The organism is Aquincola sp. J276, assembly GCF_024700035.1.
Taxonomy (GTDB): domain Bacteria; phylum Pseudomonadota; class Gammaproteobacteria; order Burkholderiales; family Burkholderiaceae_C; genus Aquincola; species Aquincola tertiaricarbonis.
Genome location: NZ_JAJONC010000002.1, coordinates 1075455 through 1099807 on the forward strand (window position 1 = coordinate 1075455; position 24353 = coordinate 1099807).

Annotated in this window: 19 protein-coding genes; 11 read left to right on the forward strand and 8 right to left on the reverse strand. The window is 70.9% G+C overall.

Annotated features, from left to right (window positions below):
* Positions 1-115 precede the first annotated feature (115 nt).
* Together LRS14_RS22875 and LRS14_RS22880 are read left to right on the forward strand one after the other, a co-directional pair.
* Positions 116-2512, forward strand: a complete 2397-nt coding sequence (locus LRS14_RS22875) for a DUF6351 family protein (RefSeq protein WP_257801246.1) — start codon at positions 116-118, stop codon at positions 2510-2512.
* Between the two features lie 106 nt (positions 2513-2618).
* Positions 2619-3635, forward strand: a complete 1017-nt coding sequence (locus tag LRS14_RS22880; protein WP_404977606.1) for a tripartite tricarboxylate transporter substrate binding protein — start codon at positions 2619-2621, stop codon at positions 3633-3635.
* A gap of 53 nt (positions 3636-3688) precedes the next feature.
* Here the strand turns inward: LRS14_RS22880 and LRS14_RS22885 are convergent, their stop codons facing one another.
* The 6 genes from LRS14_RS22885 to LRS14_RS22910 form a co-directional block, all read right to left on the reverse strand.
* Positions 3689-4108 (reverse strand): Hsp20/alpha crystallin family protein, encoded by a 420-nt coding sequence (locus tag LRS14_RS22885; RefSeq protein WP_046112618.1) that lies wholly within the window; start codon positions 4106-4108, stop codon positions 3689-3691.
* 79 nt (positions 4109-4187) lie between these two features.
* Positions 4188-7109: a malto-oligosyltrehalose synthase gene (gene treY / locus LRS14_RS22890; protein WP_257801247.1), complete on the reverse strand. Its 2922-nt coding sequence runs from the start codon at positions 7107-7109 to the stop codon at positions 4188-4190.
* Positions 7110-7123: 14 nt separating this feature from the next.
* Positions 7124-8971 carry a malto-oligosyltrehalose trehalohydrolase gene (gene treZ / locus LRS14_RS22895; RefSeq protein WP_257801248.1) on the reverse strand — a complete coding sequence of 616 codons (1848 nt, stop codon included), beginning with the start codon at positions 8969-8971 and terminating at the stop codon, positions 7124-7126.
* The gene (gene glgX / locus LRS14_RS22900; protein WP_257801249.1) at positions 8968-11103 is read right to left on the reverse strand and encodes a glycogen debranching protein GlgX; all 2136 of its coding nucleotides are present in this window, start codon (positions 11101-11103) and stop codon (positions 8968-8970) included. The genes treZ and glgX overlap by 4 nt, the downstream gene beginning before the upstream one ends.
* Positions 11100-12443 carry a glucose-1-phosphate adenylyltransferase gene (locus LRS14_RS22905; protein ID WP_083440483.1) on the reverse strand — a complete coding sequence of 448 codons (1344 nt, stop codon included), beginning with the start codon at positions 12441-12443 and terminating at the stop codon, positions 11100-11102. The genes glgX and LRS14_RS22905 overlap by 4 nt, the downstream gene beginning before the upstream one ends.
* 101 nt (positions 12444-12544) lie before the next feature.
* Positions 12545-12913 (reverse strand): thioredoxin family protein, encoded by a 369-nt coding sequence (locus LRS14_RS22910; protein ID WP_257801250.1) that lies wholly within the window; start codon positions 12911-12913, stop codon positions 12545-12547.
* 127 nt (positions 12914-13040) lie between these two features.
* Here LRS14_RS22910 and LRS14_RS22915 point away from each other — a divergent pair, with 127 nt between their 5' ends.
* The 5 genes from LRS14_RS22915 to LRS14_RS22935 all read left to right on the forward strand — a co-directional run bounded on the left by LRS14_RS22915 (position 13041) and on the right by LRS14_RS22935 (position 17683).
* On the forward strand, positions 13041-13613 hold the full coding sequence (locus tag LRS14_RS22915; RefSeq protein WP_257801251.1) for a (2Fe-2S)-binding protein: 573 nt from the start codon (positions 13041-13043) through the stop codon (positions 13611-13613).
* Complete coding sequence (locus tag LRS14_RS22920; protein ID WP_232315324.1) at positions 13610-14686, forward strand: xanthine dehydrogenase family protein subunit M; 1077 nt, start codon at positions 13610-13612, stop codon at positions 14684-14686. The genes LRS14_RS22915 and LRS14_RS22920 overlap by 4 nt, the downstream gene beginning before the upstream one ends.
* Entirely contained in the window at positions 14683-16995 is a 2313-nt protein-coding gene (locus tag LRS14_RS22925; protein ID WP_257801252.1) for a xanthine dehydrogenase family protein molybdopterin-binding subunit, read from the forward strand. The genes LRS14_RS22920 and LRS14_RS22925 overlap by 4 nt, the downstream gene beginning before the upstream one ends.
* A 109-nt stretch (positions 16996-17104) precedes the next feature.
* Positions 17105-17269 (forward strand): hypothetical protein, encoded by a 165-nt coding sequence (locus LRS14_RS22930; RefSeq protein WP_257801254.1) that lies wholly within the window; start codon positions 17105-17107, stop codon positions 17267-17269.
* Positions 17270-17413: 144 nt separating this feature from the next.
* Positions 17414-17683 carry a GlsB/YeaQ/YmgE family stress response membrane protein gene (locus LRS14_RS22935; RefSeq protein WP_046112626.1) on the forward strand — a complete coding sequence of 90 codons (270 nt, stop codon included), beginning with the start codon at positions 17414-17416 and terminating at the stop codon, positions 17681-17683.
* Positions 17684-17747: 64 nt separating this feature from the next.
* Here LRS14_RS22935 and LRS14_RS22940 read toward each other — a convergent pair whose 3' ends face one another.
* Positions 17748-18035: a hypothetical protein gene (locus LRS14_RS22940; RefSeq protein WP_046112627.1), complete on the reverse strand. Its 288-nt coding sequence runs from the start codon at positions 18033-18035 to the stop codon at positions 17748-17750.
* A 134-nt stretch (positions 18036-18169) separates the two neighbouring features.
* Here LRS14_RS22940 and LRS14_RS22945 point away from each other — a divergent pair, with 134 nt between their 5' ends.
* The 3 genes from LRS14_RS22945 to LRS14_RS22955 all read left to right on the forward strand — a co-directional run bounded on the left by LRS14_RS22945 (position 18170) and on the right by LRS14_RS22955 (position 21677).
* Positions 18170-19525: a DUF3422 family protein gene (locus LRS14_RS22945; RefSeq protein WP_257801255.1), complete on the forward strand. Its 1356-nt coding sequence runs from the start codon at positions 18170-18172 to the stop codon at positions 19523-19525.
* A gap of 141 nt (positions 19526-19666) precedes the next feature.
* Complete coding sequence (locus LRS14_RS22950) at positions 19667-20833, forward strand: DUF3182 family protein (RefSeq protein WP_052736226.1); 1167 nt, start codon at positions 19667-19669, stop codon at positions 20831-20833.
* Positions 20820-21677: a S9 family peptidase gene (locus tag LRS14_RS22955; protein ID WP_046112629.1), complete on the forward strand. Its 858-nt coding sequence runs from the start codon at positions 20820-20822 to the stop codon at positions 21675-21677. The genes LRS14_RS22950 and LRS14_RS22955 overlap by 14 nt, the downstream gene beginning before the upstream one ends.
* Here the strand turns inward: LRS14_RS22955 and LRS14_RS22960 are convergent.
* Positions 21665-23536, reverse strand: coding sequence for an ABC transporter ATP-binding protein (locus LRS14_RS22960; RefSeq protein ID WP_257801256.1), 1872 nt, complete (start codon positions 23534-23536; stop codon positions 21665-21667). The genes LRS14_RS22955 and LRS14_RS22960 overlap by 13 nt on opposite strands.
* Positions 23537-23740: 204 nt before the next feature.
* Between LRS14_RS22960 and LRS14_RS22965 the strand changes: the two genes are divergently transcribed.
* Complete coding sequence (locus LRS14_RS22965; protein ID WP_257801257.1) at positions 23741-24352, forward strand: cysteine hydrolase family protein; 612 nt, start codon at positions 23741-23743, stop codon at positions 24350-24352.
* Position 24353 lies beyond the last annotated feature (1 nt).

Here is a 24353-nt window from a genome sequence, read left to right on the forward strand (position 1 = left end):
CCTGCCGAACTACGATGGTCTTCGGGCACCTTCGCGCCATTCTGCAGTGCGGAATACGACGGGCACCCGGTGCCACATAACAGCGCCGCACGGCGCACACACGGAGACGACAGGCATGAAGTACCTCCCCGGGCCGGCGCTGCGCGCCACGCCGATCGCGCTCGCGATCATGCTGCTGGCAGGCTGCGGCAGCAACGACGATGACCCTGCAGTGCAGATCAAGACTCTGTCCACCCGCGCCGACCTGGTGAGCGGTGGCGATGCGATGGTGGAGATCGTGCTGCCCGCCGGCGGCCAGGCCGACGGCCTGAAGGTGGAGGTGGGCGGCCGTGACGTGACCAGCGCCTTCGCGCTGCGCAACGGCCGCATCACGGGCCTGGTGACCGGCCTGGCCAGTGGCGAGAACACGCTGGTGGCCCGCACCGGCACCACCAGCGCGGCCGAACTGAAGATCACCAATGCGCCGCGCGGCGGCCCGGTGCTCTCGGGCCCGCAGACCACGCCCTACGTGTGCGCCACGCCCACGCCGCAGCCGGCCACCGGCACCACGCCGGCCACGCATGCCAGCGGCCTGGGCACCACCGCCACCGATGCGCAGTGCAATATCGCCACCGAATTCAAGCTGTACTACAAGACCACCACGGCAGGCTGCAGCTTTGCGCTGCCCGACCCCAGCCCGTCGGTGCCCTTCGACAGCACCACCCCGCCCACCACAGCCAACCCGCCGGCCAATCCCTGCTTCAAGCCCTACACCGTGGGCAGCACGCCGGCCGACCTGGCCACCACCACCACCGATGCCGGCGCCACCGTGCCCTACATCGTGCGCGTGGAGCGCGGCACGATGAACCGCGGCATCTACGACATCGCGGTGCTGTTCGACCCCACCAAGCCGTGGACGCCGGTGGCGCCGCAGGCGCAGTGGAACGGCAAGATCCTCTACCAGTTCGGCGCCAGCACCGGCCAGCCGCGCCGGCAGTTCCGCCCCGCCACCGCCTGGACGGACGACAAGTCGCTCTCGCGCGGTTTCATGGTGGTGGCCAACAGCCTGACCGACTCGCTGCAGAACTCCAACCGCGTCATGATGTCCGAGACGGTCATGATGATGAAGGAGCACATCGGCGACAGCTACGGCGCCATCAAGTACACGATGGGCAGCGGCTGCTCGGGCGGCTCGATCAACAGCAACATGAACGCCTCCATCGCCCCCGGGCTGCTGGACGGCATCACCATCTCCTGCGCCTACCCCGACTCCGAATCGACGCTGCTGGAGGTGAACGACTGCGTGCTGCTGGTGGAGGCCTACCAGAAGCCCGCCTGGCTGAATGCCACCGCCGGCCTGACGCCCGCGCAGGCCAATGCCAAGAAGGCCGCCATCAACGGCCACCGCGACCAGACCGGCTGCCATGCCTGGTTCAACCGCTTCGGCACCAATGCGCAGGTGGGCAACTACCTGGCGCGCACGGTCGTGGACAACACCACCGGCGCCATCGCGCAGGCCACCGCGCTGACCAACAACTGCCAGCTGCCCACCAGCCAGGTGTTCGACAAGACCACCAATCCCACCGGCGCCCGCTGCAGCGCCTGGGAGTGGGCGGCCTCCATCTGGGGCAAGTCGGACGACGGCATCCGCGCCCGCGAGACGCGTGACAACACCGGCGTGCAGTACGGCCTGAAGGCGCTGCTGGACGGCGCCATCACCGGCGAGGAATTCGTGACGCTGAACGAGACCATCGGCGGCGTGGACAAGGATTCGCAGCTGATGGCCGCCCGCTCGCAGGCCGACACCACCGCGCTGGACATCGCCTACAAGACCGGCATCGTCATGAGCGGCAAGCAGCTGGCCAAGACCCCGGTGATCGACATGCGCGGCTACGACGATTCGCTGATCGACGTGCCGCCGGGCTTGACTGCCTTCCCGCAGGCGCTGGTCGGCATCCACCACCAGTGGCGCAGCTTCTCCATCCGCGACCGGCTGGACAAGGCCAACGGCAACCACGACAACCAGGTCATCTGGCGCTTCGGCCGCAACGGCTTCACGCCGTCGGCCACGATGAACACCAGCGCCTTCCTGACCATGGACGAGTGGCTGACCAAGCTGAAGGCCGACACCAGCACCAACCCGATCGAGCAGAAGGTGGTGGCCGCCAAGCCCGCCGGCGCCGCGGACCACTGCTTCCTGAGCACCGACGCCACGCAAAGCGTGAAGGTCACCGACGCCGCCGCCTGCGATGCCGACCCGTACCTGCGCAAGGCCGCGTCGCCGCGCCAGGTGGCCGGCGGCCCGCTGACCGAGGACGTGCTGAAGTGCCAGCTGAAGCCGGTGAATGCCGCCGACTACCAGGGCAAGCTCGACGCCGCGCAGCTGACCCGCCTGCAGGCGGTGTTCACCACCGGCGTGTGCGACTGGAGCAAGCCCGGCGTGGGCCAGCAGGCCGCCGTCGGCTGGCTGAGCTTTGCCGCCGGCCCCGGCGGCCAGCCGCTGCCGGCCGAGCCCGTGTCCCGCGAGAGGTAAGCCCACGCAGCCTGCCTCCGCTTCAACTGAAGCCCCTGCCCGCGTGGCGGGGGCCCGCCGGCAGCCGCCGGCTTTCCCGTTTTTGCCGACCTGAAGGAGCGCGACCTTGAAGCCCACCCGCCACCCGACATCCGCCAACGGCACTGCGCCGGGCTCGATCCGCCGCCGCACCCTGCTGGCCGCCACGGCCGCGGCCGCCACCCTGGCGCCGTTCGGCGCCGCGCAGGCGCAGGCCTATCCCAGCCGGCCGATCACGCTGATCGTGCCCTGGCCCGCCGGCGGTTCCACCGACCGCCACCACCGCCTGCTGGCCGAGCTGGCCAGCAAGCACCTGGGCCAGAACGTGATCGTGGAGAACCGCCCCGGCGCCGGCGGCACCCTGGGCCCCGGCGGCATGGCGCTCACCGCCAAGCCCGACGGCTACACCATCGCCCAGTTCCCGATGGGCATGCTGCGCATCCCGCACATGCAGAAGACGCAGTGGCATCCGCTGAACGACTTCACCTTCATCATGGGCGTGTCGGGCTACACCTTCGGCTTCGTGGTGCGCAGCGATTCGCCCTACAAGACCTTCCAGGACTACGTGGCCGCGGCCCGCAAGGAGCCGGGCAAGATCGACTACGGCTCCACCGGCATCGGCACCAGCCCGCACCTGCTGATGGAGGAGGTGGCCGAGGCTGCCAAGATCCAGCTGAACCACGTGCCCTTCAAGGGCAACGCCGACCAGATGCAGGCGCTGATCGGCGGCCACGTGATGGCCGCCAGCGATGCCACCGGCTGGGACAAGTTCGTCGATGCCGGCCAGATGCGCCTGCTGCTGACCTTCGGCGACAAGCGCACCAAGCGCTGGCCCGAGGTGCCCACCGCCAAGGACCTGGGCTACGGCGTGGTGTCCACCTCGCCCTACGGCCTGGTGGGCCCCAAGGGCATGGACCCGGCGGTGGTCAAGACCATCCACGACGCCTTCAAGAAGGCCATGGACGACCCGCGCCATGCCGAGGTGATGGCCCAGCTGAACCAGGAGGTGTGGTACCGCACCGGCGACGAGTACCGCGCCTGGGCCACCGAGACCTTTGCCAAGGACAAGCAGCTGATCGAGAAGCTGGGCCTGGCCGCCAAGTAAGGCCTTGCGCCGGCGGTGCCGCAAGGCCCCGCCGGGCGCCCGGGCCCGCCGCCTCACTGCACCTGGATCGTGCGGCTGCGGCTGCTTTCGCGCTTGGGCAGGGTGAGCCTGAGCACGCCATCCTCCAGCCTGGCCACCACGCCGCCGGCGTCGATCTCGTGGGCCAGCGAGAAGCCGCGCGACACGCGGCCCAGGCTGCTTTCCTTGAGCATCACCCGGCCGTGTCGGGCCTGCTCGCTCTCGCTGCGCAGCTCGGCCACGATGGATACGAAGCTGCCGTCGATGGTGACGCTGATGTCTTCCTTGCGCGCGCCCGGAATCTCCGCCCGCACCGCATAGTCGGCGTCGTGCTCGGTCACGTCGAGCTTGATCTCGGGCGGCAGGTGCTCGGCCAGGCCGAAGGGCCGCGAGAAGCGGCGCAGCATGTCGGGCAGCAGGTCGTTGAAGGTATCCACGCGGGTCAGGGCATTCATGTCGCCTCCATCTCGAACGCAGCAGCGGTTCGCATGCAGGCAAGTCTAGAAACCACGGCCCGCGCGGCCTTGCGCTGCATCAAGCGCCACGCGGGGCATGCCGCACCAGCAGCACCGCAGCCGGCAGCTGCTGCAGCACGCTGCCCAGCGGCAGCGGACCGTCGGGCAGCTGCACGGCCTGGCCGCTGAGCACCTCGGTGGCCTGCGCGCCCTGCAGCCGGCGCACCAGCGCTGCCGGCCAGGCCAGGCGCGTGCCGGCCCAGGCCGCCTCGCCCACCGGCCATTCCGCCTGGGCGAAGCCCTGCGCGAACTTGCGCCCGGCGATGACGACCAGCGTCGCCTCCCGGGTGCTGCGCACGAAGGCGATGGCATGCGCACGCTTGTCGCCCTGCACCCGCACGGGCAGGTAGTCGCCCTCGAAGAACAGCGACGGCAGCTCGCTGCGCAGCTGCAGCAGCCGCCACAGGCACCACAGCTTCAGCCGGCCATCGGCGGGCTCGGCGCTCAGCTCGGCGATGGTGTCCTGCGCCGGCGTGCCGGCCTGCTGCGCGGCTTCGAAGGTGGCCAGCAGCCGGTCGCGGTGGCCATAGTCCACCGGCGTGCGGTTGTCCGGGTCCACCAGCGTCAGCGGCATCAGCTCCGAGCCCTGGTACAGGTCGGGCACGCCGGGCGACACCATCTTCACCACGGTGGCGCTCAGGCTGTTGAGCGCGCCGAACCAGGCCAGCTCGGCCGCGCGCTGGCGCAGCTCGGTCAGCACCGGGTTGGGCTGCAGCCGGCCCAGCACGCCGCCGATGAAGCGCTTGAGCGCGGCCTCGTAGGCCTCGTTGGGCCGGGTCCAGCTGGTGTGCTGCTTGCCCTCGCGGGTGGCCTTGATCATGTAGGCCTCGATGCGCTCGCGGTAGGCGGCCAGCTGCGCATCGTCCAGCGGATCGAGCGGCAGGCTGCCCAGCAGCGTCTGGTACAGCAGGTAGTCGTCGCTGGCCGAAGGCGCTGGCTTGCCATGCACCTCGGTGCGCAGGCCGCGGGTGCCCTGGCGCCAGCGGCGCAGGCCCAGCCGCCAGGCGGCCGGCTGCTCCGACAGCACGTTGATGCGCTGGCGCACATCTTCCGCGCGCTTGTTGTCGTGGGTGGAGCTGGCCAGCATGGTGTGCGGCCAGTGGCGCGCACGGTCGACGCTGGCGCCGTGGAAGGCCGCGGCCGACAGGCCGAACACCGCCGGCTCCCCGCCCACCTCGTTGAGCGAGATCAGCCGGTGGTAGCGGTAGAAGGCGGTGTCCTCCACGCCCTTGGCCGCCACCGGCGCGCAGAACTGCTGGAAGCGGTGCACGAAGCGCCGCAGCAGCGCCTCGGTGGTGGCGCCGCCCAGGCCGGGCGGCGGGTCCAGCAGCAGGCAGCGGCGCACGAACTCGAACACGCTGTCGTCGGCGATGTCGGTGTGGCGCTTGGCATCGGCCACCGCCCATTCGATGAAGCGCTTGTCCTGCGCGCTGGGTTCGTCGATCACGTAGGTGCGGTACACCGGCATGCTGGCGGCCACCTCGGCCAGGGCCTCGCGCAGCGTGTTGAAGCCGTGGTCGCGGGTGCTGCGGTGGGCCTGGCCCACGCGGTGCAGGGCCTGCGCCAGCAGCGTGAGGTCGCTGGCCAGCGAGCCGCGCGCCACCGCCAGCTTGGCCTCGCGCACGATCTCCTCGTAGTCCTGGCCCACGTCGGCGTACTCGCGCCACAGCCGCTCCAGCCGCTGCGCATGCTTGCGCTCCACGTACAGGCCGTTGATGACGTTGGCGAAGCGGTAGCCGGTGGTGCCGTGCAGCGCCCAGGTGTGCGGCACGTCCTCGTGGGCGGCGGCGATCTTCTCCGCGGCCACGTACAGCGGCCACTGGCGCGACTCGGCGGCCTCGGCCATCAGTGTGTCCACCGCCTCGGGCCGGGTGCGCTTCAGGTAGCCCTGCTGCAGCCGGTCGAAGTACTGCCTGGGGTCGAGCAGGCCGTCGGGGTGGTCGATGCGCAGGCCGTCCACCGTGCCGGCGGCGGCCATGTCCAGCGCGCGGGCATGGGTGGCCTCGAATACGCCTTCGTCCTCCACCCGCATCGCGGCCAGCTCGTTCACCTCGAAGAAGCGGCGGTAGTTGATCTCGTCCGCGGCCACCCGCCACCAGGCCAGCCGGTAGGCCTGGCGGTCGTGCAGCGCATCCAGCGCATCGCGGCCCGGGTCTTCGTTCAGCGCCTTCAGCACGGTGTCGATGGCCTCGCGCACCTCTTCCTCTGCGGCGGCCTCGGCCAGCGCGGCCTGCAGCCGCGGCACCGCGGCCTGGCGGTCGGCGCGGTGGGCGGCGTCGGGGTCGTCATGCGCTGGCAGCGCCGCGCTTTCCTTGCTCAGCCGCTGCATGGCCAGCCGTGCCGGCTCGCCGGAGGGCAGCTCCTCCACCACCCGCTGCAGCACCTTGGCATAGCTGCGCGGATCGAGCGGGAACAGGTGCTGGTGGTAGCGGATGGCCAGCCGGCCGTCGGCATAGGCCAGCTGCAGCTCGCCACGTTCCAGCACGTCGCCATAGGCGGCGCCCAGCACCGGCACCAGCACCTTGCCGCGCAGCGTGCGGTTGGGTGGCGACCAGTCCACGTCGAAGTAGGTGGCGTAGCGCGAGGCCTGGCCGTTCTCCAGCAGGTCCAGCCACCAGGGGTTGTCGGCGCCGAACACGCCCATGTGGTTGGGCACCATGTCCAGCAGCAGGCCCAGGCCGTGCGCCTTCACGGCTTGCGAGAAGCGCTCGAAGCCCTCGTCGCCGCCCAGCTCGGGATTGATCTCGTCGTGGGCCACCACGTCGTAGCCATGCAGGCTGCCTGGACGCGCACGCCAGATGGGCGAGCAGTACACATGACTGACGCCCAGCCGCTGCAGGTAGGGCAGCACCGCGGTGGCCGCCTCGAAGCCGAAGTCCTTGTGCAGCTGCAGGCGGTAGGTGGCGCGCGGGATGCGCGCGGGAGGGGCGTTGGAAGGCATCGGTGGGTACGTGCTCATTGGCCGGCGGCACGCACGGCGGGTTCGAGGGAGGCAATGGCACCGGGGCCGTCGAAGCGGCATGCCCCGTCCATCACCGCGGCGGCCTGCAGGTGCAGCGGCTGCTCCGAGGCACCGATGGGCAGGCGGGCGCTGCCTTCGCCCAGGTGGGCGCGCAGGTGCCAGCGGGTGCCGTCCCCGGCTTGCCAGTGCACATGCAGGGCATCGCCCTGCACCTCGTACCGGCCGGGGCCCTGCAGGCCGGGCACCAGCGGCCACAGGTGCTCGCGCCGCATCGACAGCAGCTGCGTCACCAGCTGCAGCCGCTGCTGGCCGGCGTCCCGCTGCGCCTCCGCCCAGCGCAGCGTGCTGGCCTCGAAGGTGGAGGCCGCGTTGGGGTCAGGGATGCGCTCGCGCGCCTCGGGATGGGAGAAGGCGGCAAAACGCGCGAACTCGTTGCGCCGGCCCTCGGTCACCGCCTGGGCCAACTCGCCCGCGTGGTCGCAGAAATACAGGAACGGCGTGGTGGCGGCGAACTCCTCGCCCATGAACAGCATCGGCACCTGCGGCGACAGCAGCAGCAGCGTGAGCAGCGCCTCCAGCCGCGCGGTGGGTGCCAGCGCATCCATGCGCTCGCCCAGCGCACGGTTGCCGATCTGGTCGTGGTTCTGCAGGAAGGTGATGAAGGCAGTGGGCGACAGGCCGGCACTGGACTCGCCACGCACTTCGCCATGCGCGAAGGCGCTGGGCTGGCCCTGGTAGATGAAGCCTTCGGCCAGCGCCAGCGCCAGCTGCCGCACGGGCTGGTCGGCATAGTCGCTGTAGTAGCCGTCGGTCTCGCCGGTGGCCACCACATGGGCGGCATGGTGCCAGTCGTCGTCCCACTGGGCCAGGCCGGAGCCGGCGGGGCCGCCGCTGCGGGTGAGCAGCCGTGCGGAGTTGCGCTCGTTCTCCAGCACCAGGTGCACCTGGCGCTGGCGGCCCGGGCCCTGCAGCAGCGCCTGGTCGATCTCCTGCACGATGTGCAGCGCCGAGGTGTCCACCAGCGCATGCACCGCGTCCAGCCGCAGGCCGTCCAGGCGGCAGGTGTCCACCCAGTACAGCGCGTTCTCGATGAAGAAGCGGCGCACCGCCTCGTTGTGCTCGCCATCGAAGTTGATGGCCGAGCCCCAGGGCGTGTGGTGCTCGGGGTTGACCAGCTCGGGGCAGTAGGCGGCCATGTAGTTGCCGTCGGGGCCGAAGTGGTTGTAGACCACGTCCAGCAGCACCATCAGGCCCAGCTCGTGCGCGGCCTCGGCGAAGGCGCGCAGGTCGTCGGGCGTGCCGTAGGCCGGATGCACCGCGAACGGCAGCACGCCGTCGTAGCCCCAGCCGCGATCGCCGGGAAAGGCCGCCAGCGGCAGCAGTTCCACCGCGGTGATGCCGGCGGCCTGCAGCGTGGGCAGCCGCGCGGCGGCCGCGGCCAGCGTGCCTTCGGGCGTGAAGGTGCCCACGTGCAGCTCGTAGAGCACCGCCTCGTGCCAGGGCCGTCCGGCCCAGGCGGCATGGCGCCAGGGGTAGTGGTCCGGGTCGATCACCTGGCTGGGGCCGTGCACGCCCTGCGGATTGCTGCGCGAGGCGGGGTCGGGCACGGCCAGGTCCTCGCGCACGCGGAAGCGGTACAGCGTGCCGTGGCCGGCATCGCCGACGCGGGCCTGGTGCCAGCCGTCGGCATCGCGCTGCAGCGGCTCGGTGCGCAGCACCTGGCCGTCGCCGTCGACGATCTCCAGGGTGACGCCGTGGAGGCTGGGCGCCCAGAGGCTGAAGCGGGTGGCGTCGCCGTCGATCTGCGGGCCGAAGCGAAAGGTGTCGGGAGAGGGATTCATGGGGCGGCGGATTCGCGGGGCGCGGGAAGAGGTCGGGACAGCACCGCCAGCGAGCGGCAGCACAGCGCATAGCGGTCGCCGGGGGCGACCACGGTGGTCGGAAGCTCGGCATCGGGCCGGGCGGTGTCGATGCGCACCGTCCAGTCCTCGCCTTCGAAGGGGGGCACCACGAAGTCCACGTCCTCGTGGTGCGCGTTGAACAGCAGCAGGAAGTCGTCGTCGACCAGCAGCACGCCGTAGCGGTCGGTGTCGGCCAGGCCGTCGCCGGCCACGTACATGCCCAGGCAGCGCGCGAAGGCCTCGCTCCATTCGGCCTCGCCCATCTCCACGCCATCGGGGCGCAGCCAGCGCACATCGTGGCCGCGCTCGCCGGCCGGGCCGGCGAAGAAGTCGCGGCGGCGGAAGGTGGGATGCTGGCGGCGCAGCGCGATCAGCTCCGCCACGAAGCGGGTGAGCGATTCACGCGCCGGCGTGGCCTGCCAGTCGAGCCAGCTGATGGCGTTGTCCTGCGCATAGGCGTTGTTGTTGCCGCGCTGGGTGCGGCCCATCTCGTCGCCGGCCAGCAGCATCGGCACGCCCTGGCTCAGCAGCAGCGTGGCCAGCAGGTTGCGCTTCTGGCGCTCGCGCAGCTTCAGCACCTCGGCATCGTCGGTCTCGCCTTCGGCGCCGCAGTTCCACGACAGGTTGTGGTTGTGGCCGTCGCGGTTGTCCTCGCCGTTGGCCTCGTTGTGCTTGTCGTTGTAGCTGACCAGGTCGTGCAGCGTGAAGCCGTCGTGCGCGGTCACGAAGTTGATGCTGGCGTTGGGCCGCTTGCCGCTGCGGCCGTACAGGTCGGACGAGCCGGTGAGCCGGCGCGCCAGCTCGCCCAGCTGGCCTTCGTCGCCCTTCCAATAGGCGCGCATGCCGTCGCGGTAGCGGTCGTTCCACTCGGCCCAGCCCAGCGGGAAGCGGCCGGTCTGGTAGCCGCCCTCGCCCAGGTCCCAGGGCTCGGCGATGAGCTTGACGGTGTTGAGCGTGGGGTCCTGCCGCACCGAGTCGAAGAAGCCGCCCAGGTGATCCACCCGGCCGCCCTCGCGCGCCAGGGCGGAGGCCAGGTCGAAGCGGAAGCCGTCGACATGCATCTCCTCCACCCAGTAGCGCAGGCTGTCCATCACCAGCTGCAGCACCCGCGGCTGCTCGATGTTGACGGTGTTGCCGCAACCGGTGAAGTCGTTGTAGTAGCGGCGGTCTTCGGCCAGCACGTAGTAGGAGGCGTTGTCGATGCCGCGCATCGACAGCGTGGGGCCGAGCTGGTTGCCTTCGCAGGTGTGGTTGTAGACCACGTCCAGGATCACCTCGATGCCCGCCGCATGCAGCGTGCGCACCATGGTCTTGAATTCCTTGACCTTCTGCGATGCGGAGTAGCGCATCTCCGGCGCGAAGAAGCCCAGCGTGTTGTAGCCCCAGTAGTTCTGCAGCCCCTTCTCGGCCAGGTAGCGGTCGTTGAGGAAGGAGTGCACCGGCATTAGCTCCACCGTGGTGACGCCCAGGCGCTTCAGGTGCTCGATGGCGGGCTTGCTGGCCAGGCCCTCGTAGGTGCCGCGCAGCGGCGCAGGCACCCCGGGATGCTGCATGGTGAAGCCCTTGACGTGCATCTCGTAGACCACCATCTCGTGCCAGGCGATGTCGGGCCGGCGGTCGTCGCCCCAGCTGAAGGCGGGCTCCAGCACCCGGCACTTGGGCATGTACTGCGCGCTCTCGCGGCGGTCGAACGAGAGGTCGGCCTTGCGGTGGCCGATGGTGTAGCCGTAGAGCGCGTCATGCCAGCGCAGCTCGCCGGAATAGTCCTTGGCATAGGGGTCGAGCACCAGCTTGTGCGGATTGAAGCGGTGACCTTCCTCGGGCTTGTAGGGCCCGTGCACGTAGTAGCCGTAGAGCTGGCCGGGCCGCGCCTCGGGCAGGTAGCAGTGCCAGACATGGTCGGTGCGCTCGCGCAGCTCGATGCGCTGGCGCTCGCGGCCGCGCTCGTCGAAGAGCGCCAGCTGCACGCGCTCCGCGTATTGCGAGAAGAGCGCGAAGTTCACGCCCTGGCCGTCCCAAGTGGCGCCGCGCGGATACGGCCGGCCCGGCCACACCGCCTGCAGCGGGATCATGCCGCGGCCTTGGCCTGCGCGATGCGTGCGGGGGTGGTGGCCAGGCTGCGTGCCGGTTCGGCGGCGGTGGGCAGGCCCAGCTTGAGGTTGGAGCTGGCCAGCACCGGCGTGCGGCCGGCCGCAGCACGGCGGAAGTAACCGCGGGGCACCACCACGATGCCGCTGTCGCTGACGTGGAAGCGCTGGCTGTCGCGCTCGCGGTCGCCACCGATCACCTCGCCGGCCGGGATGTCGTTGTCCTGGTCGATGATGGCCCGCGTGATGCGCGTGCCGCGGCCGATGGTGGTGCGCTCCATCACGATGCAGTGCGAGAGCTGCGCGTCCTCGCACACGGTGACGGAGCTGCGCAGCATCGCGTGGTCCAGCCGCGCGTTGTTCACCACGCAGCCCGAGCCGACGACGGATCGGTTGAGCACGCCGCTTTCGATCTGCGCCGACTCCGACGGATCCTGGCTGGCGTACACCGGCCAGGCCGGGTTGGTCATGCGGAAGCGCGGCTTGGCGCCCAGGGTGTCGAAGTGGGCCTCGAAGTAGGCCTCGATGGTGCCCACGTCGCGCCAGTAGTGCGGGTCCTCGAACTCGGCCAGGCCGGGAATGTGGTTGGTGGTGAAGTCGTAGGCCAGCACGCGATGGCTCTTGGCCATGCGCGGCAGGATGTCGCCGCCGAAGTCGCGCTCGCCGTTGCGGTGGGCGCGACGCAGCTCGTCCAGCAGCACGTCGGTGGAGAAGATGTAGTTGCCCATCGACGCCAGCGCATGCGTCGGCCGGCCCGGCATGGGCACGGCCATCTTGGGCTTCTCGCGGAACTCGCGCACCATCAGCTCGGCATCGGTCTCGACGATGCCGAACTGCGAGCACTTCTCCAGCGACACCGGCAGCGTGGCCACGCTCACGTCCGCATCGGCGGCGATGTGCGCATCCAGCATCTGCCGCACGTCCATGCGGTACACATGGTCGGCGCCGAAGACGGCCACGTAGTCGGGCCGGTGGGTCTCGATCAGGTGCAGGTTCTGCCAGACGGAGTCGGCCGTGCCGCGGAACCACTCGGGGCCGTCGCGCATCTGCGGCGGCACCACGGTGATGAAGTGGTCGGGGATGAAGCGGGCCATCGTCCACGACTGCCGCACATGCTCGATGAGCGCCTGCGACTTGTACTGCACCAGCAGGTAGACGGAGCAGATCTCGGAGTTCACGAGGTTGCTCAGCACGAAGTCGACGACCCGGTGCTTGCCGTTGAAGGGCACCGAGGGCTTGCACCGGTGCTGGGTCAACGGGAACAGCCGTGAACCTTCCCCGCCCGCCATGACGAAGGCGAGGACCGAGGGTTTTCTTTGTTGCATTCGCATTCCTTACACGCGCCTGTTGCAGAAAGTGTCCGGGGGGCTCCGGGGGCTCTTCGTAGGACGATGACTCATCCGCTCGTCGGTGGCGGGTGCATGCGTCATGAGCTGCCGGGCGCGGTGTGGGCGGCGGCGGCCTGGCGGGCCAGGGCCTCGGCGATGGGGCCGGGCTGGCTGGGGCGCACCAGCCGTTCCAGTTCACGGCCGTCGTGCATCAGCACCAGCGTGGGCCACAGCTTGACCCGGAAGCTGCGGCCCAGCGGGCGGCCCGGGCCGTCCTCGGCCTTGATGTGCCGCACCCCGGGGTAGGCCTGCAGCGCCTGCGCCACCGCGGGTTGCGCGGCCATGCAGAAGCCGCACCAGTCGGTGCCGAACTCCAGCAGCGTGGGGCCGGGCATCGCATCGACCTCGGCCCGGCTGGGCTGGGCGGCCTGGTAGGGCTGGGAAGCAGGAGGTCTGGGCGCGGTCATGGGCGCGTGGGGGCAAGCCGCGTGCCGCGTCGCGAATCGACTCACCCCGGGCGGCGGGAACGGCGGTTGCCCCTTCCGATGCAAAACGCACCCGCGCTTACACGCGAAAACACATCAAGGGACGCCCATGCCCCCCGCTGCCACCGCCACCCGACCCACCGCACCGCCTCCCTCGCCCGCCGGTATCGCGCAGCGCCCCATTCGCCTGCACATCAACGGCACCACCACGCCGCTGCTGGTGGCGCCGTGGGTCACGCTGCTGGACCTGCTGCGAGAACATGCCGGCCTCACTGGTACCAAAAAGGGCTGCGACCATGGCCAGTGCGGCGCCTGCACCGTGCTGCTGGACGGCAAGCGCATCAACGCCTGCCTGACCCTGGCCGTCTCCCACGACGGCGCCAGCGTCACCACCGTGGAGGGCCTGGCCGGCGAGGACGGTGCGCTGCATCCTTTGCAGCAAGCCTTCATCGACCACGACGCCTTCCAGTGCGGCTACTGCACGCCGGGCCAGCTGTGCTCGGCCATGGGCCTGATCAACGAGGGCGGCGCCAGCAGCCTGCCGCAGCTGCGCGAGCTGATGAGCGGCAACCTCTGCCGCTGCGGCGCCTATCCGCAGATCGCGCAAGCGGTGGCCACGCTGGCGCTGCATCCCGCGCCCGGCGCGGTGGCCGACGCCGGCGCCCCCGAGGTGCAGCCGTGACGCCATTCGACCATGTGATGCCCGATGCGGTGGAATCCGCCCTGGCCGACATCGGCCGCGCGCCGCTGCCCACGCCCGACAGTGCCCGCTTCCTGGCCGGCGGCACCAACCTGCTCGACCTGATGAAGGCCGACCTGACCCGGCCCACGCGGCTGGTGGACGTGCACCGCCTGCCGCTGAAGGCCATCGAGCCCACGGCCGACGGCGGCCTGTCGCTGGGGGCCATGGCCACCAATGCCGAGACCGCCGCCCATCCGCTGGTGCGCAGCCGCCATCCGCTGCTGGCGGCCGCCATCCTGGCTGGCGCCTCGCCGCAGATCCGCAACATGGCCACCAACGGCGGCAACCTGCTGCAGCGCACCCGCTGCAGCTATTTCTACGACGCCAAGGTGCCGTGCAACAAGCGCGAGCCCGGCAGCGGCTGCCCGGCGCGCAACGGCCTGGCCAAGCAGCTGGCCATCCTGGGCAGCAGCGAGCAGTGCATCGCCACCCATCCGTCGGACTTCTGCGTCGGCCTGGCCGCGCTGGACGCCACGGTGCACGTGCGCTCGCAGCGCGGCAGCCGGCGCATCCCGATGCTGCAGTTCCACCGCCTGCCCGGCGACCGGCCGGAGCTGGACACCGAACTGGCGCCGGACGAGCTCATCACCCACATCACCCTGCCGCCCGCGCCCTTCACCCGCCACACCACCTACCTGAAGCTGCGCGAGCGGGCCTCGTACGCCTTCGCGCTGGTGTCGGTGGCCGCAGCGCTGCAGCTCGACGAGCGCGGCCGCATCACCGAAGCGCGCATCGCGCTGGGCGGCGTGGCCCACAAGCCCTGGCGGCTGCCCGAGGCCGAGGCGCTGCTGCAGGGCCGCGAGGCCACGCCCGCCGCCTTCGGCGAGGCCGCCCGCCGGCTGCTGCAGGGTGCGCAGGCGCATGGCGCGCCGGGCACCGACAACGCCTTCAAGATCCCGCTGGCCGAGCGTGCGGTGGTACGCGCCCTGGAGCTGGCCGTGGCGGGTGAACTCACCAACACCGGGCCGCTGGCCGGCCTGCCGGTCGACAGCGTGCGCAGGGAGCCTTCATGAACGACCGCGTACCCGAGCTGGCCAGGCCTTTCGCCGAACTGCTGGCCATGCGACCCCCGGTGGCGCTGGGCATGCCGCTGCCGCGGCTGGACGGCCCCGACAAGGTGACCGGCCGCGCCCGCTATGCCGCCGAGCATCCCGCGGGCGACCTGCTGTACGGCGTGATCGTGGACACCGCCGCCGCGCGCGGCCGCATCCAGCGCATCGACACCGGCCGCGCCGCCGCGGTGCCGGGTGTGGTGGACATCCTCACCCACGAGAACCGGCCGCGCATGCGCTCGCTGGACATGTTCTACAAGGACATGACCGCGCCGGTGACCGGCTCGCCCTTCAAGCCGCTGCACGATGCAGAGGTGCACTACAGCGGCCAGCCGGTGGCGCTGGTGGTGGCCACCAGCTTCGAGGCGGCGCGCCATGCGGCCACGCTGGTGCAGGTGGAGGTGGCCACCGAGCCGCACCACACCGACCTGATGGCCGCCCTGCCCGAGGCCCACGACCCCAGCGCACTGCGCGCCGGCTTCAAGCCGCCGCCCGAGCCGCGCGGCGATGCCGAGGCGGCCTATGCGGCCGCCGCGGTGCAGGTGGAGGCGGAGTTCCACCACGGCGCCGAGCACCACAACCCGATGGAGATGCATGCGGCCACCGTGGTGTACGGCCGCAACCGCCACCTCACCATCCATGACAAGACCCAGGGCTCGCAGAACGTGCGCTGGGTGGTCTCGCGGGTGTTCGGCCTGCCCAAGAGCCGGGTGACGGTGAAGAACCAGTTCGTCGGCGGTGCCTTCGGCGCCGGGTTGCGGCCGCAGCATCCGGTGCTGCTGGCCACCATGGCCGCGCTGAAGCTGGAACGCTCGGTGCGCGTGGTGCTCACGCGGCAGCAGATGTTCTTCTTCGGCCACCGGCCCGAGACCTGGCAGCGGGTGAAGCTGGGCGCGCAGGCCGACGGCCAGCTCACCGCGCTGATGCACGACGCGGTGGGCGCCACCTCGCGCAAGGAGGACTACGTCGAGGTGGTGGTCAACTGGTCCAGCCAGCTCTACCGCTGCGACAACGTGCGCCTGGGCTACAAGCTCGCCGCGCTGGACCACTACAGCCCGATGGACATGCGCGCCCCCGGCGCCGCCCACGGCGTGCATGCCATCGAGGTGGCGATGGACGAGCTGGCCCACCGCCTGCACATGGACCCGCTGGCGCTGCGGCTGAAGAACTACGCCGACCACGACTACAACGAGGACCTGCCGTTTTCCAGCAAGGAACTGCGGGCCTGCTACCACGAAGGCGCGCAGCGCTTCGGCTGGGACGCGCGGCCGCAGGCCCCGCGATCGATGCGCGAAGGCCGCGAGCTGGTGGGCTGGGGCATGGCCACCGGCACCTGGGATGCGCTGCAGATGTTCGCCCGCGTGCATGCGGTGCTGCAGGCCGATGGCCAGCTGGTGCTGCGCAGCGCGGCCAGCGACATCGGCACCGGCACGCTGACGGTGATGACGCAGATCGGCGCGGCTTCCATGGGCATGGCGATGGAGGACGTGCGCTTCGAGCTGGGCGACTCCAACCTGCCGGTGGCGCCGATCGAAGGCGGCTCCTCGCATGTGACGACCATCGGCTCGGCGGTGCAAGGCGTGTGCGAGCGCCTGCAGCACAAGCTGTGGGAGCTGGCGCGCAAGCAGCCGAACTCGCCATTCGCCACCTGCCGCTTCCACGACGTGGGCTTCGCCCAGGGCACCATGTACCTGCGCTTCGAGCGCGACGTGACGGTGCGGCTGACCGACATCCTGGCCGCCGCCGGGCTGAAGGAGCTGGAAGAGAAGTACCTGATGCTGCCCGCGGTGCTGAAGCAGAAGAAGTACACCCGCGCCGTGCATTCGGCGGTGTTCTGCGAAGTCAAGGTGGACGAGGAACTGGGCACCGTGCGTGTCACCCGGGTGGTGAGCGCCATCGCGGCCGGCCGCATCATGAATGCGCAGACCGCGCGCAGCCAGATCATCGGCGGCGTGGTGTGGGGCATCAGCCAGGCCCTGCACGAGGAAACCCAGGCCGACCAGCAGCTGGGCCGCTTCATGAACCACGACTTCGCCCAGTACCACGTGCCGGTGAATGCGGACATCCACGACATCGACGTCATCTTCGTCGACGAGAACGACCGCATCGCCAGCCGGCTGGGGGCCAAGGGCGTGGGCGAGATCGGCCTGGTGGGCGTGGCCGCGGCCATCTGCAACGCCATCCACCATGCCACCGGCCGCCGCATCCTCAGCCTGCCGATGACGCCCGACAAGGTCATGGCGCCGGCCTCCCCCTCATCCAACGCGTGAAGGAGCGAACCATGCAAGTGCCCGACGTGCTCAGGCAGATCAAGGCCTACGACGACCAGCGCCCCAGCCTCCCGGGGAACACTGGCTGGCGCTGGGCGCCGGTGCGCTGATGCTGCTGTGGGGTGCGCGACGCCATTCGCTGCTGGCCACCACCGCCGGGCTGGCCCTGCTGGCGCGCGCCGCCAGCGGCCGCGACGGCCTGCGCAGCGTGCTGGGCAGCCAGGGTGTTACAGGTACGCGGGTGCCCTATCCGCCCCGCGTAGGCCAACGCTGACGGCAGTTGCCGGTTGCAGCCGACTCCCCCGGGCCCGCCGTGTCCCTAACCTAACTGCACCGGTGGCCCGCCCTAGAGCCACAGGCGCAACAAGCCGGCGCACATGCAGCCGGCCTTCATCAAATCAAACTTTGGAGTGAACCTATGAACCTCATCATCTGGCTGGTTGTCGGCGGGCTCATCGGATGGGTCGCGAGCATGATCATGCGCACCGATGCGCAACAAGGCGTCATCCTCAACGTGGTGGTCGGCATCATCGGCGCCATGCTGGGCGGCTGGCTGCTGTCGCCGCTGCTGGGCGCCGGCACCGTCAACCAGGGCGACTTCAGCGTGATGGGCCTGCTGCTGTCCCTGGGCGGCGCGATCATCCTGCTGGCGATCGTGAACCTGGTGCGTCGCGGCAGCGTGCGTTAAACAGCGCACGGCTCCAACTGCAACGCGCCCTCCGGGGCGCGTTGTCGTTTCCGGCGCAGGAAACTCAGGCCAGCAGGTTGCGGCCGACCTGCAGCATGCCCAGCAGCACGCCGCACACGGCCAGGTGCACGAAGCGGTGTCGCCAGCCGGCGGCCATGTCGATGCCCAGCCGCACCGACAGGCAACCCCAGAGCATCACCAGCAGCAGCGTGGCCGCCTCGGGGCGTTCGAGCGGATGGCCGCCGGCCTGCATGAGGCCGACGAGGGCGACCCAGAGGCCGCTTGCCATGATGGTGGAGGCCGTCACTTCATTGAAGGCGGGCTTGCGCAGGGAGATGCCAACGACTTGCATGCCGCAAGCGTATCGCGCCCCGAAAAGCCCCGATCCGCCGAACAGCACCGCCGCAGGCGCTTTCCCGCGCCGGCGGCCACCGCAGGCGCCGCCGGGGCACACTGCGGCCGTCGCATCTGCTGCAGCCGGCCGCCATGTCATCACTTCTTTCAGCTCTTACCGACGAAATCGCGCAGCCGGCCGGCGCCTTGCCGACGGACGACAGCCTGCGCGACGAACTGCACAACGAGGTGCATGCCCGCCCCTCGGCCCGCATCCGTCTGCCGGCGCTGGTGTTCACGGTCGCCGTGCTCAACCACGGCGTGAGCCGGGAGGACGAATGTGCCCACCTGCAGCGCCTGCCCGGCCAGGCCGGGCTGCGGCCGCAGGACCTGGAGGCCAACTTCCTGCGGCTGCGCTTTGCCGACCACACGCTGAAATGGGAGCGCCACACCGAGTTCACCCGTTATGCGGTGGTGCAGCCGCTGCCCGAATCCGCCGGCCTGCAGGCGGACAACCCGCCGCTGATCGACGCGCTGGTGCTGGACAAGGCCTGGCTGCGCGCGGTGCCCGGCCGCACCGTGGCCGCGCTGCAGCTGGTGATGCTGGAACATCCGCTGGACGACCCCGCCGCCGCCCTAGAAGCGGCGCAGCGCTGGTTCGGCGGCCGCACGGTGGTGGCTTCGCTGATGGGCAAGGGCCATTCGATGGCCGTCACCAACTTCCGGCTGCGGCCCGACGGCTTCGAGCGCCTGCTGGTGCTGGCGCCGCCGGGCACCAGTGAAACCCGCGCGGGCCGCATCTCGCAGCGGCTGCTGGAGATCGAGGTCTACCGGCTGATGGCGCTGCGCGGCCTGCCGGTGGCCAAGGCGCTGGCGCCGGTGCTGGCCGAGTCCGAAGCCGCGCTGGCCGCGGTGACGGCGCGGCTGGAAGCCCGCGAAAGCTCCGAGGCGCAGCTGCTGGACACGCTGATCCACGTCGCCGCGCGGGTGGAGCGCGCCACCGCCGAGCACCAGTACCGCTTCTCCGCCACCGAGGCCTACGACGCACTGGTGCGCCAGCGGCTGGCCGAGCTGCGCGAGATGCCGATTCCCGGCACCCAGACCATCGGTGAATTCATGCAGCGGCGGCTCTCGCCGGCCATCGCCACGGTGGCGGCGGCGGCGCAGCGGCTGGGCTCGCTGTCGCAGCGCATCGAACGCAGCAGCGCCCTGCTGCGCACCCGGGTGGACATCGCCACCGAGACGCAGAACCAGCAGCTGCTGGCCAAGCTCACGCGCGGGCAGGAACTGCAGCTGCGGCTGCAGTCCACGGTGGAAGGCCTGTCCATCGCGGCCATCTCGTACTACGTGGTGAGCCTGCTGCTGTACGGCGGCAAGGCGGCCAAGGCGGCCGGCCTGCCCATCCACCCTGAGATGGCCGCCGGCGCCGCCATTCCGCTGGTGCTGTGGGCGGTATGGCAGGCCACCCGGCGCATCCACCGCCGGCTGCACATGGGCCCGCGGGACTGAAGGCGCCGCGGCCGTGCGCGCAGCCCGCCCGACATGCGGCCCTCTCCTACAACCGATGCGCGTGCCTCCCGTCAGCCACGCTGCAGCGCCGCATGCACAGTGGGCCATCGACCACCGGCCACGCCCTTCCGGGAGCCCACCATGATCACTGCGCAAGACCCGAGCACCGCCGCCCTGGCCCGCACCCTGGAAGTGGCCGGCCGCCGGCCCACGGTGGTGTTCCATTGCACCCAGCCGCAGGCCCGTGGCGACAACCACGACCACCGCACCAAGGCTTCGGTCGCGCATGCGCTGGCCGACCTGCTGGGATTGAACTTCGGCGGCATCTACCGCGCCGACGCCCGGCCCGAGGGGCCGCTCTTCTTCGTGCCCAGCGACACCCTCACCAGCGTGGACGCCGCGCGCCATCTGGGCATCGAGTCCGGCGACCAGCTCTTCGGCGGCGTGGTGCCGCATCCCTTCGTGGCCACCAAGCTGGTGTCGCACGGCCTGGTGCACCCTGATGCGCCCGCACCGGCCGGCTGGTCGGCCGCCCATGGCCAGGCCATCCAGGAGGTGGTGCTGCCCGGCTACTCCTGCTTCACGCCGGCCGATGCCCGCGTGGCCGCCGAGCGGTTGCTGGCGCACGGCAGCATGCGGCTGAAGAACCCCGACGGCGTGGGCGGCCTGGGCCAGCAGGTGATGCACAGCGCCGCCGAGCTGGAAGCCTGGCTGGCCGAGACCGATCCCGAGCAGCTGCGCCAGCACGGCGTGGTGCTGGAGCGCAACCTGCGCCAGGTGGAGACGCTGAGCGTCGGCCAGGTACAGGCCGGCCCGCTGACCGCCAGCTACGTGGGCACGCAGCAGCTCACCCGCAACCACCGCGGCCACGAGGTCTACGGCGGCAGCACCCTCACCGTGGTGCGCGGCGACTTCGAGGCGCTGCGCGAGCTGCCACTGGCGCCGGAGCTGGCCACCGCGGTGGAGCAGGCGCTGGTGTACCACCGGGCCGCGGCCGAGCACTATCCTGGCTGGATGGCCACCCGCGCCAACTACGATGTGGCCCAGGGCGTGGACGACCGCGGCCAGTGGCGTTCCGGCGTGCTGGAGCAGAGCTGGCGCATCGGTGGCGCCAGCGGCGCCGAGGTGGCGGCGCTGCAGGCCTTCCAGGCCGATCCCGCATGCCGCGTGGTGCGTGCATCCACCCACGAGGTGTATGCCGACAAGGTGAGCGTCCCGGCCGGCGCGCGCGTGCATTACGACGACGACGATGCCGACGTGGGCCGGGTGACCAAGTACGCGCAGGTGGAGGCGCATGCCGACCTTTGAGCACAACGTAGCCATTCCCGTCGACGACGGCAGCATTGCCGGCACCTTCGTCACGCCCGGCACGCAGCTGCCCGGGGTGCTGTTCATTCATGGTTGGGGCGGCAGCCAGTCGCAGTACGTGGCGCGGGCGCGGCAGATCGCGGCCCTGGGCTGCATCTGCCTGGCCTTCGACCTGCGCGGCCATGCGCAGACCAAGCCGCAGTTCGAGACCGTCTCGCGGGCCAGCAACCTGCAGGACGTGCTGGCCGCCTACGACCTGCTGGCCGACCACCGCCATGTGGACCGCTCGTCCATCGCAGTGGTGGGCAGCAGCTACGGCGGCTACCTGGCCACCATCCTGACCACGATGCGGCCGGTGCGCTGGCTGGCGCTGCGCGCGCCGGCGCTGTACATGGACTCGGGCTGGGAAGTGCCCAAGCTGCAGCTGCACAAGGACCAGGACCTGAAGGCCTACCGCCGCAGCCTGGTGCCGTTCGCCGACAACCGCGCGCTGCAGGCCACGCACGACTTCGACGGCGACCTGCTGCTGGTGGAGTCGGAGCTGGACACCATCGTGCCGCGGGCGGTGCTGCACAGCTACCGGGAGGCGGGCAAGAGCGCCCGCTCGCTGACCTACCGCTGCCTGCGCGGCGCCGACCACGGCCTGACCAAGGAGCACGACCAGCGGGCCTACACCTCGGTGCTGGTGGGCTGGGTCAACGAGATGGTGTTCGGCGCCCGCGCCGACCAGGTGGCCCCGGCCGCCATCGAGCCGCACGAGCCCGAATCGCCGCCCACGCCGCCCAGCCCCAAGCCAGGGCCGCGGCTGCCGGCGGCCCAGGCCACCGGCACTCAGCCGGCGTGAGGCGCCGCGGCCGGCGCCGGCGAGGCGGCGGCGGTGGTGGCCGCGGCAGCGCCATGCGCGCCCGGCCCCATCGTGGCCATCATCACCGCGAAGGCAGGCTGGCGCTTGACCAGCTCCTCCACCGTGCCCACGTCCTCCACCCGGCCGGCCACCATGAACACCACCTTGTCGAAGTGGGCCAGCAGCCCCAGGCGGTGCACCGAGGCCACGATGCAGGCATCGGGGAAGGCTTCCAGGATGCGCGAGTGCACATGGATCTCGGTCAGTGAATCCAGCGCGCTGGTGGGCTCGTCCAGCAGCAGCACGCTGCTGTGGCGTGCCGCCAGCAGGCCGCGGGCCAGCGCCAGGCGCTGCCGCTGGCCGCCCGAGAGGTTGGTGCCGCGCTCGGCCAGCATGGCCTCGAGGCCGCCCGGCATCGTCTCCAGCACGGGATCGAAGGCGGCGGCATGGATGGCGCGCATCAGCTCGTGCTCGGGCACCGGCTCGTCGAAGGTGATGTTCTCGCGCACCGAGGCTTCGAAGATCTCGGCTTCCTGCGGAATCAGCGTGGCCACCGGCCCCAGGTCGCGGGCGTCAGGCACGAACTGCCCGTCCACCGCGATGTGGGCAGCCCTGGCCTCGTACAGGCCGGCCAGCGCGCGCAGCAGCGTGCTCTTGCCGGCGCCGCTGGGACCCACCAAGGCCAGGCGCTCGCCGCGGCGCAGGCTCAATGCCACGTCGTGCAGGCCGCCCCGCTCATCAGCAGGCTGGCCGGACTCGGCGCCGCCGCGGGAAAAGCGCAGGCCCTGGATGTCGATGCGCTGCCAGCCGGGCTCGGCCAGCGTGGCCGCCTGCTTGCGCTCGGGCGCCTGCATCACGATGGCGGCGCTGGCGAAGTCGGTGCGGGTGCGGGAGATGGCCTGGTACTGGGAGGCGATGGTGCCCAGCACGCCGGCGGCCTGCTGCGCGTACTGGTACACCATGAACAGGCTGCCCAGCATCACGGTGCCGGTGGCCGCGGTCGTCTGCCCGGTGCTGGCCAGCAGCACGTACACCGCCACCAGGCCCCACGACAGCACCACGCCCGACAGGTCGACCGAGCACCACTTCCACTCGTTGAGCACGATGCTGCGGCGCAGCGGCTCGAACACCGCCATCAGCCGGCTGTCCAGCAGGCGGCGCGTGCCTTCCTGCAGCCGCAGGCTGAGCACCGAGGACACGTTGCCCACGAAGTCCAGCAGCCGGGCCGCATAGCGCCGCTCGGCATGGTTCTCCGACACCGCCAGCTTCATCAGCGCACCGTCGAAGGCCACGATCACGCTGGAGATGGCCACCAGGCCCACCACCGCCACCAGGCCGGTGCCGGGCGACAGCAGCCACAGCGCCACCACCGGCCCGCACAGGTTGATGGCGTTCTGCAGGTAGATGAACTGGCTCTGGGTGAAGCCGAACAGCGCACCCGAGGCCTGGCCCACGCGGTGCTGCAGGTCGCCGGAATGGTGCTGCTCGTGCCAGCCCAGCGGCGCCTGCAGCAGCCGGGCGTACAGCGCATCGGCGACGCTGCGCCGCACCCGCAGTGCCACGGTGCGCTCCATCACCCGGGCCGGGCCGTGCAGCGCCCAGCAGCCCACGTAGGCCGCCAGGATGGCGCCGATCCACAGCGCCGCCGGGCCCAGGGCCGCGCGGCCGCCGGACTGGATGCCGTTGATGGCCTGCGCGGCCATCCAGGGAATGCCCAGCTTCATCAGCTGGGAGCCGCCCAGCATGCTCAGCGCCAGCGCGAACTTGCCGCGGGCACCACGGGCATGCAGCCAGATATGCCTGTACAACTCGCCCAGGGAGGCGGGAACGATGGCGGCGGGGGAGGAGGTGGTGGACATGGAATCCTGGAACAGCCGGAACACGGCGCACCTGCCGAGGCAACATGCCAAGGCACCGGGCACTGTAGGAAGCCGCTTCGGCGGCGTGCAGTCGGCCGCATTACAAAGCGCTTGTAGGGGTTTCCCCGACACGCTTACAAACCTGGGGGCGGCTCGGGGGCGGCACAAGCGTTGCCCGCTGCGGTGGTTGCCAACGGACACACCATGACCCAGCCTGAATCCACGCACGAAGCCGCCGACCGATGCCCCGGCGGCCTTGCCCTGCTGATCACCGACATGATCAGCCTCTGGGACTTCCCCGATGCCGACAAGCTGCTGCCCGCGGCGGCGGCCATCGCGCCGCGGCTGGCCGCGCTGCGCCAGCGCTGCCACGAGGCCGGCGTGCCGGTGATCTATGCCAACGACAATCGCGGCCGCTGGCGCTCCGACTTCCGCGAGCTGGTGGACAAGGCGCGGCAGGCCGGCGGCCCGGGCGCCCACATCGTGGAGCAACTGGCGCCCCACACCGACGACTATTTCCTGTTGAAGCCCAAACACTCCGCCTTCTTCGCCACGCCGCTGGAGCTGCTGCTGGCCGACCTCGGCATCCGGCAGATCATCGTCACCGGCGTCTCCAGCGACCAGTGCGTGCTGTCCACCGTGTCCGACGCGCGCATGCGCAACATCGACGCGCTGGTGCCGCAGGACTGCATCGGCACCCAGGGCGATGAGCGCAATGCCGCGGCCATCCGCCACTTCTCCGAGGTGCTGGGCGTGGATACCGCCGCCTCGCCCGGCCTGCAGCTGCGGCCGCAGCCCCCTGAACCCTCCGCCTGAC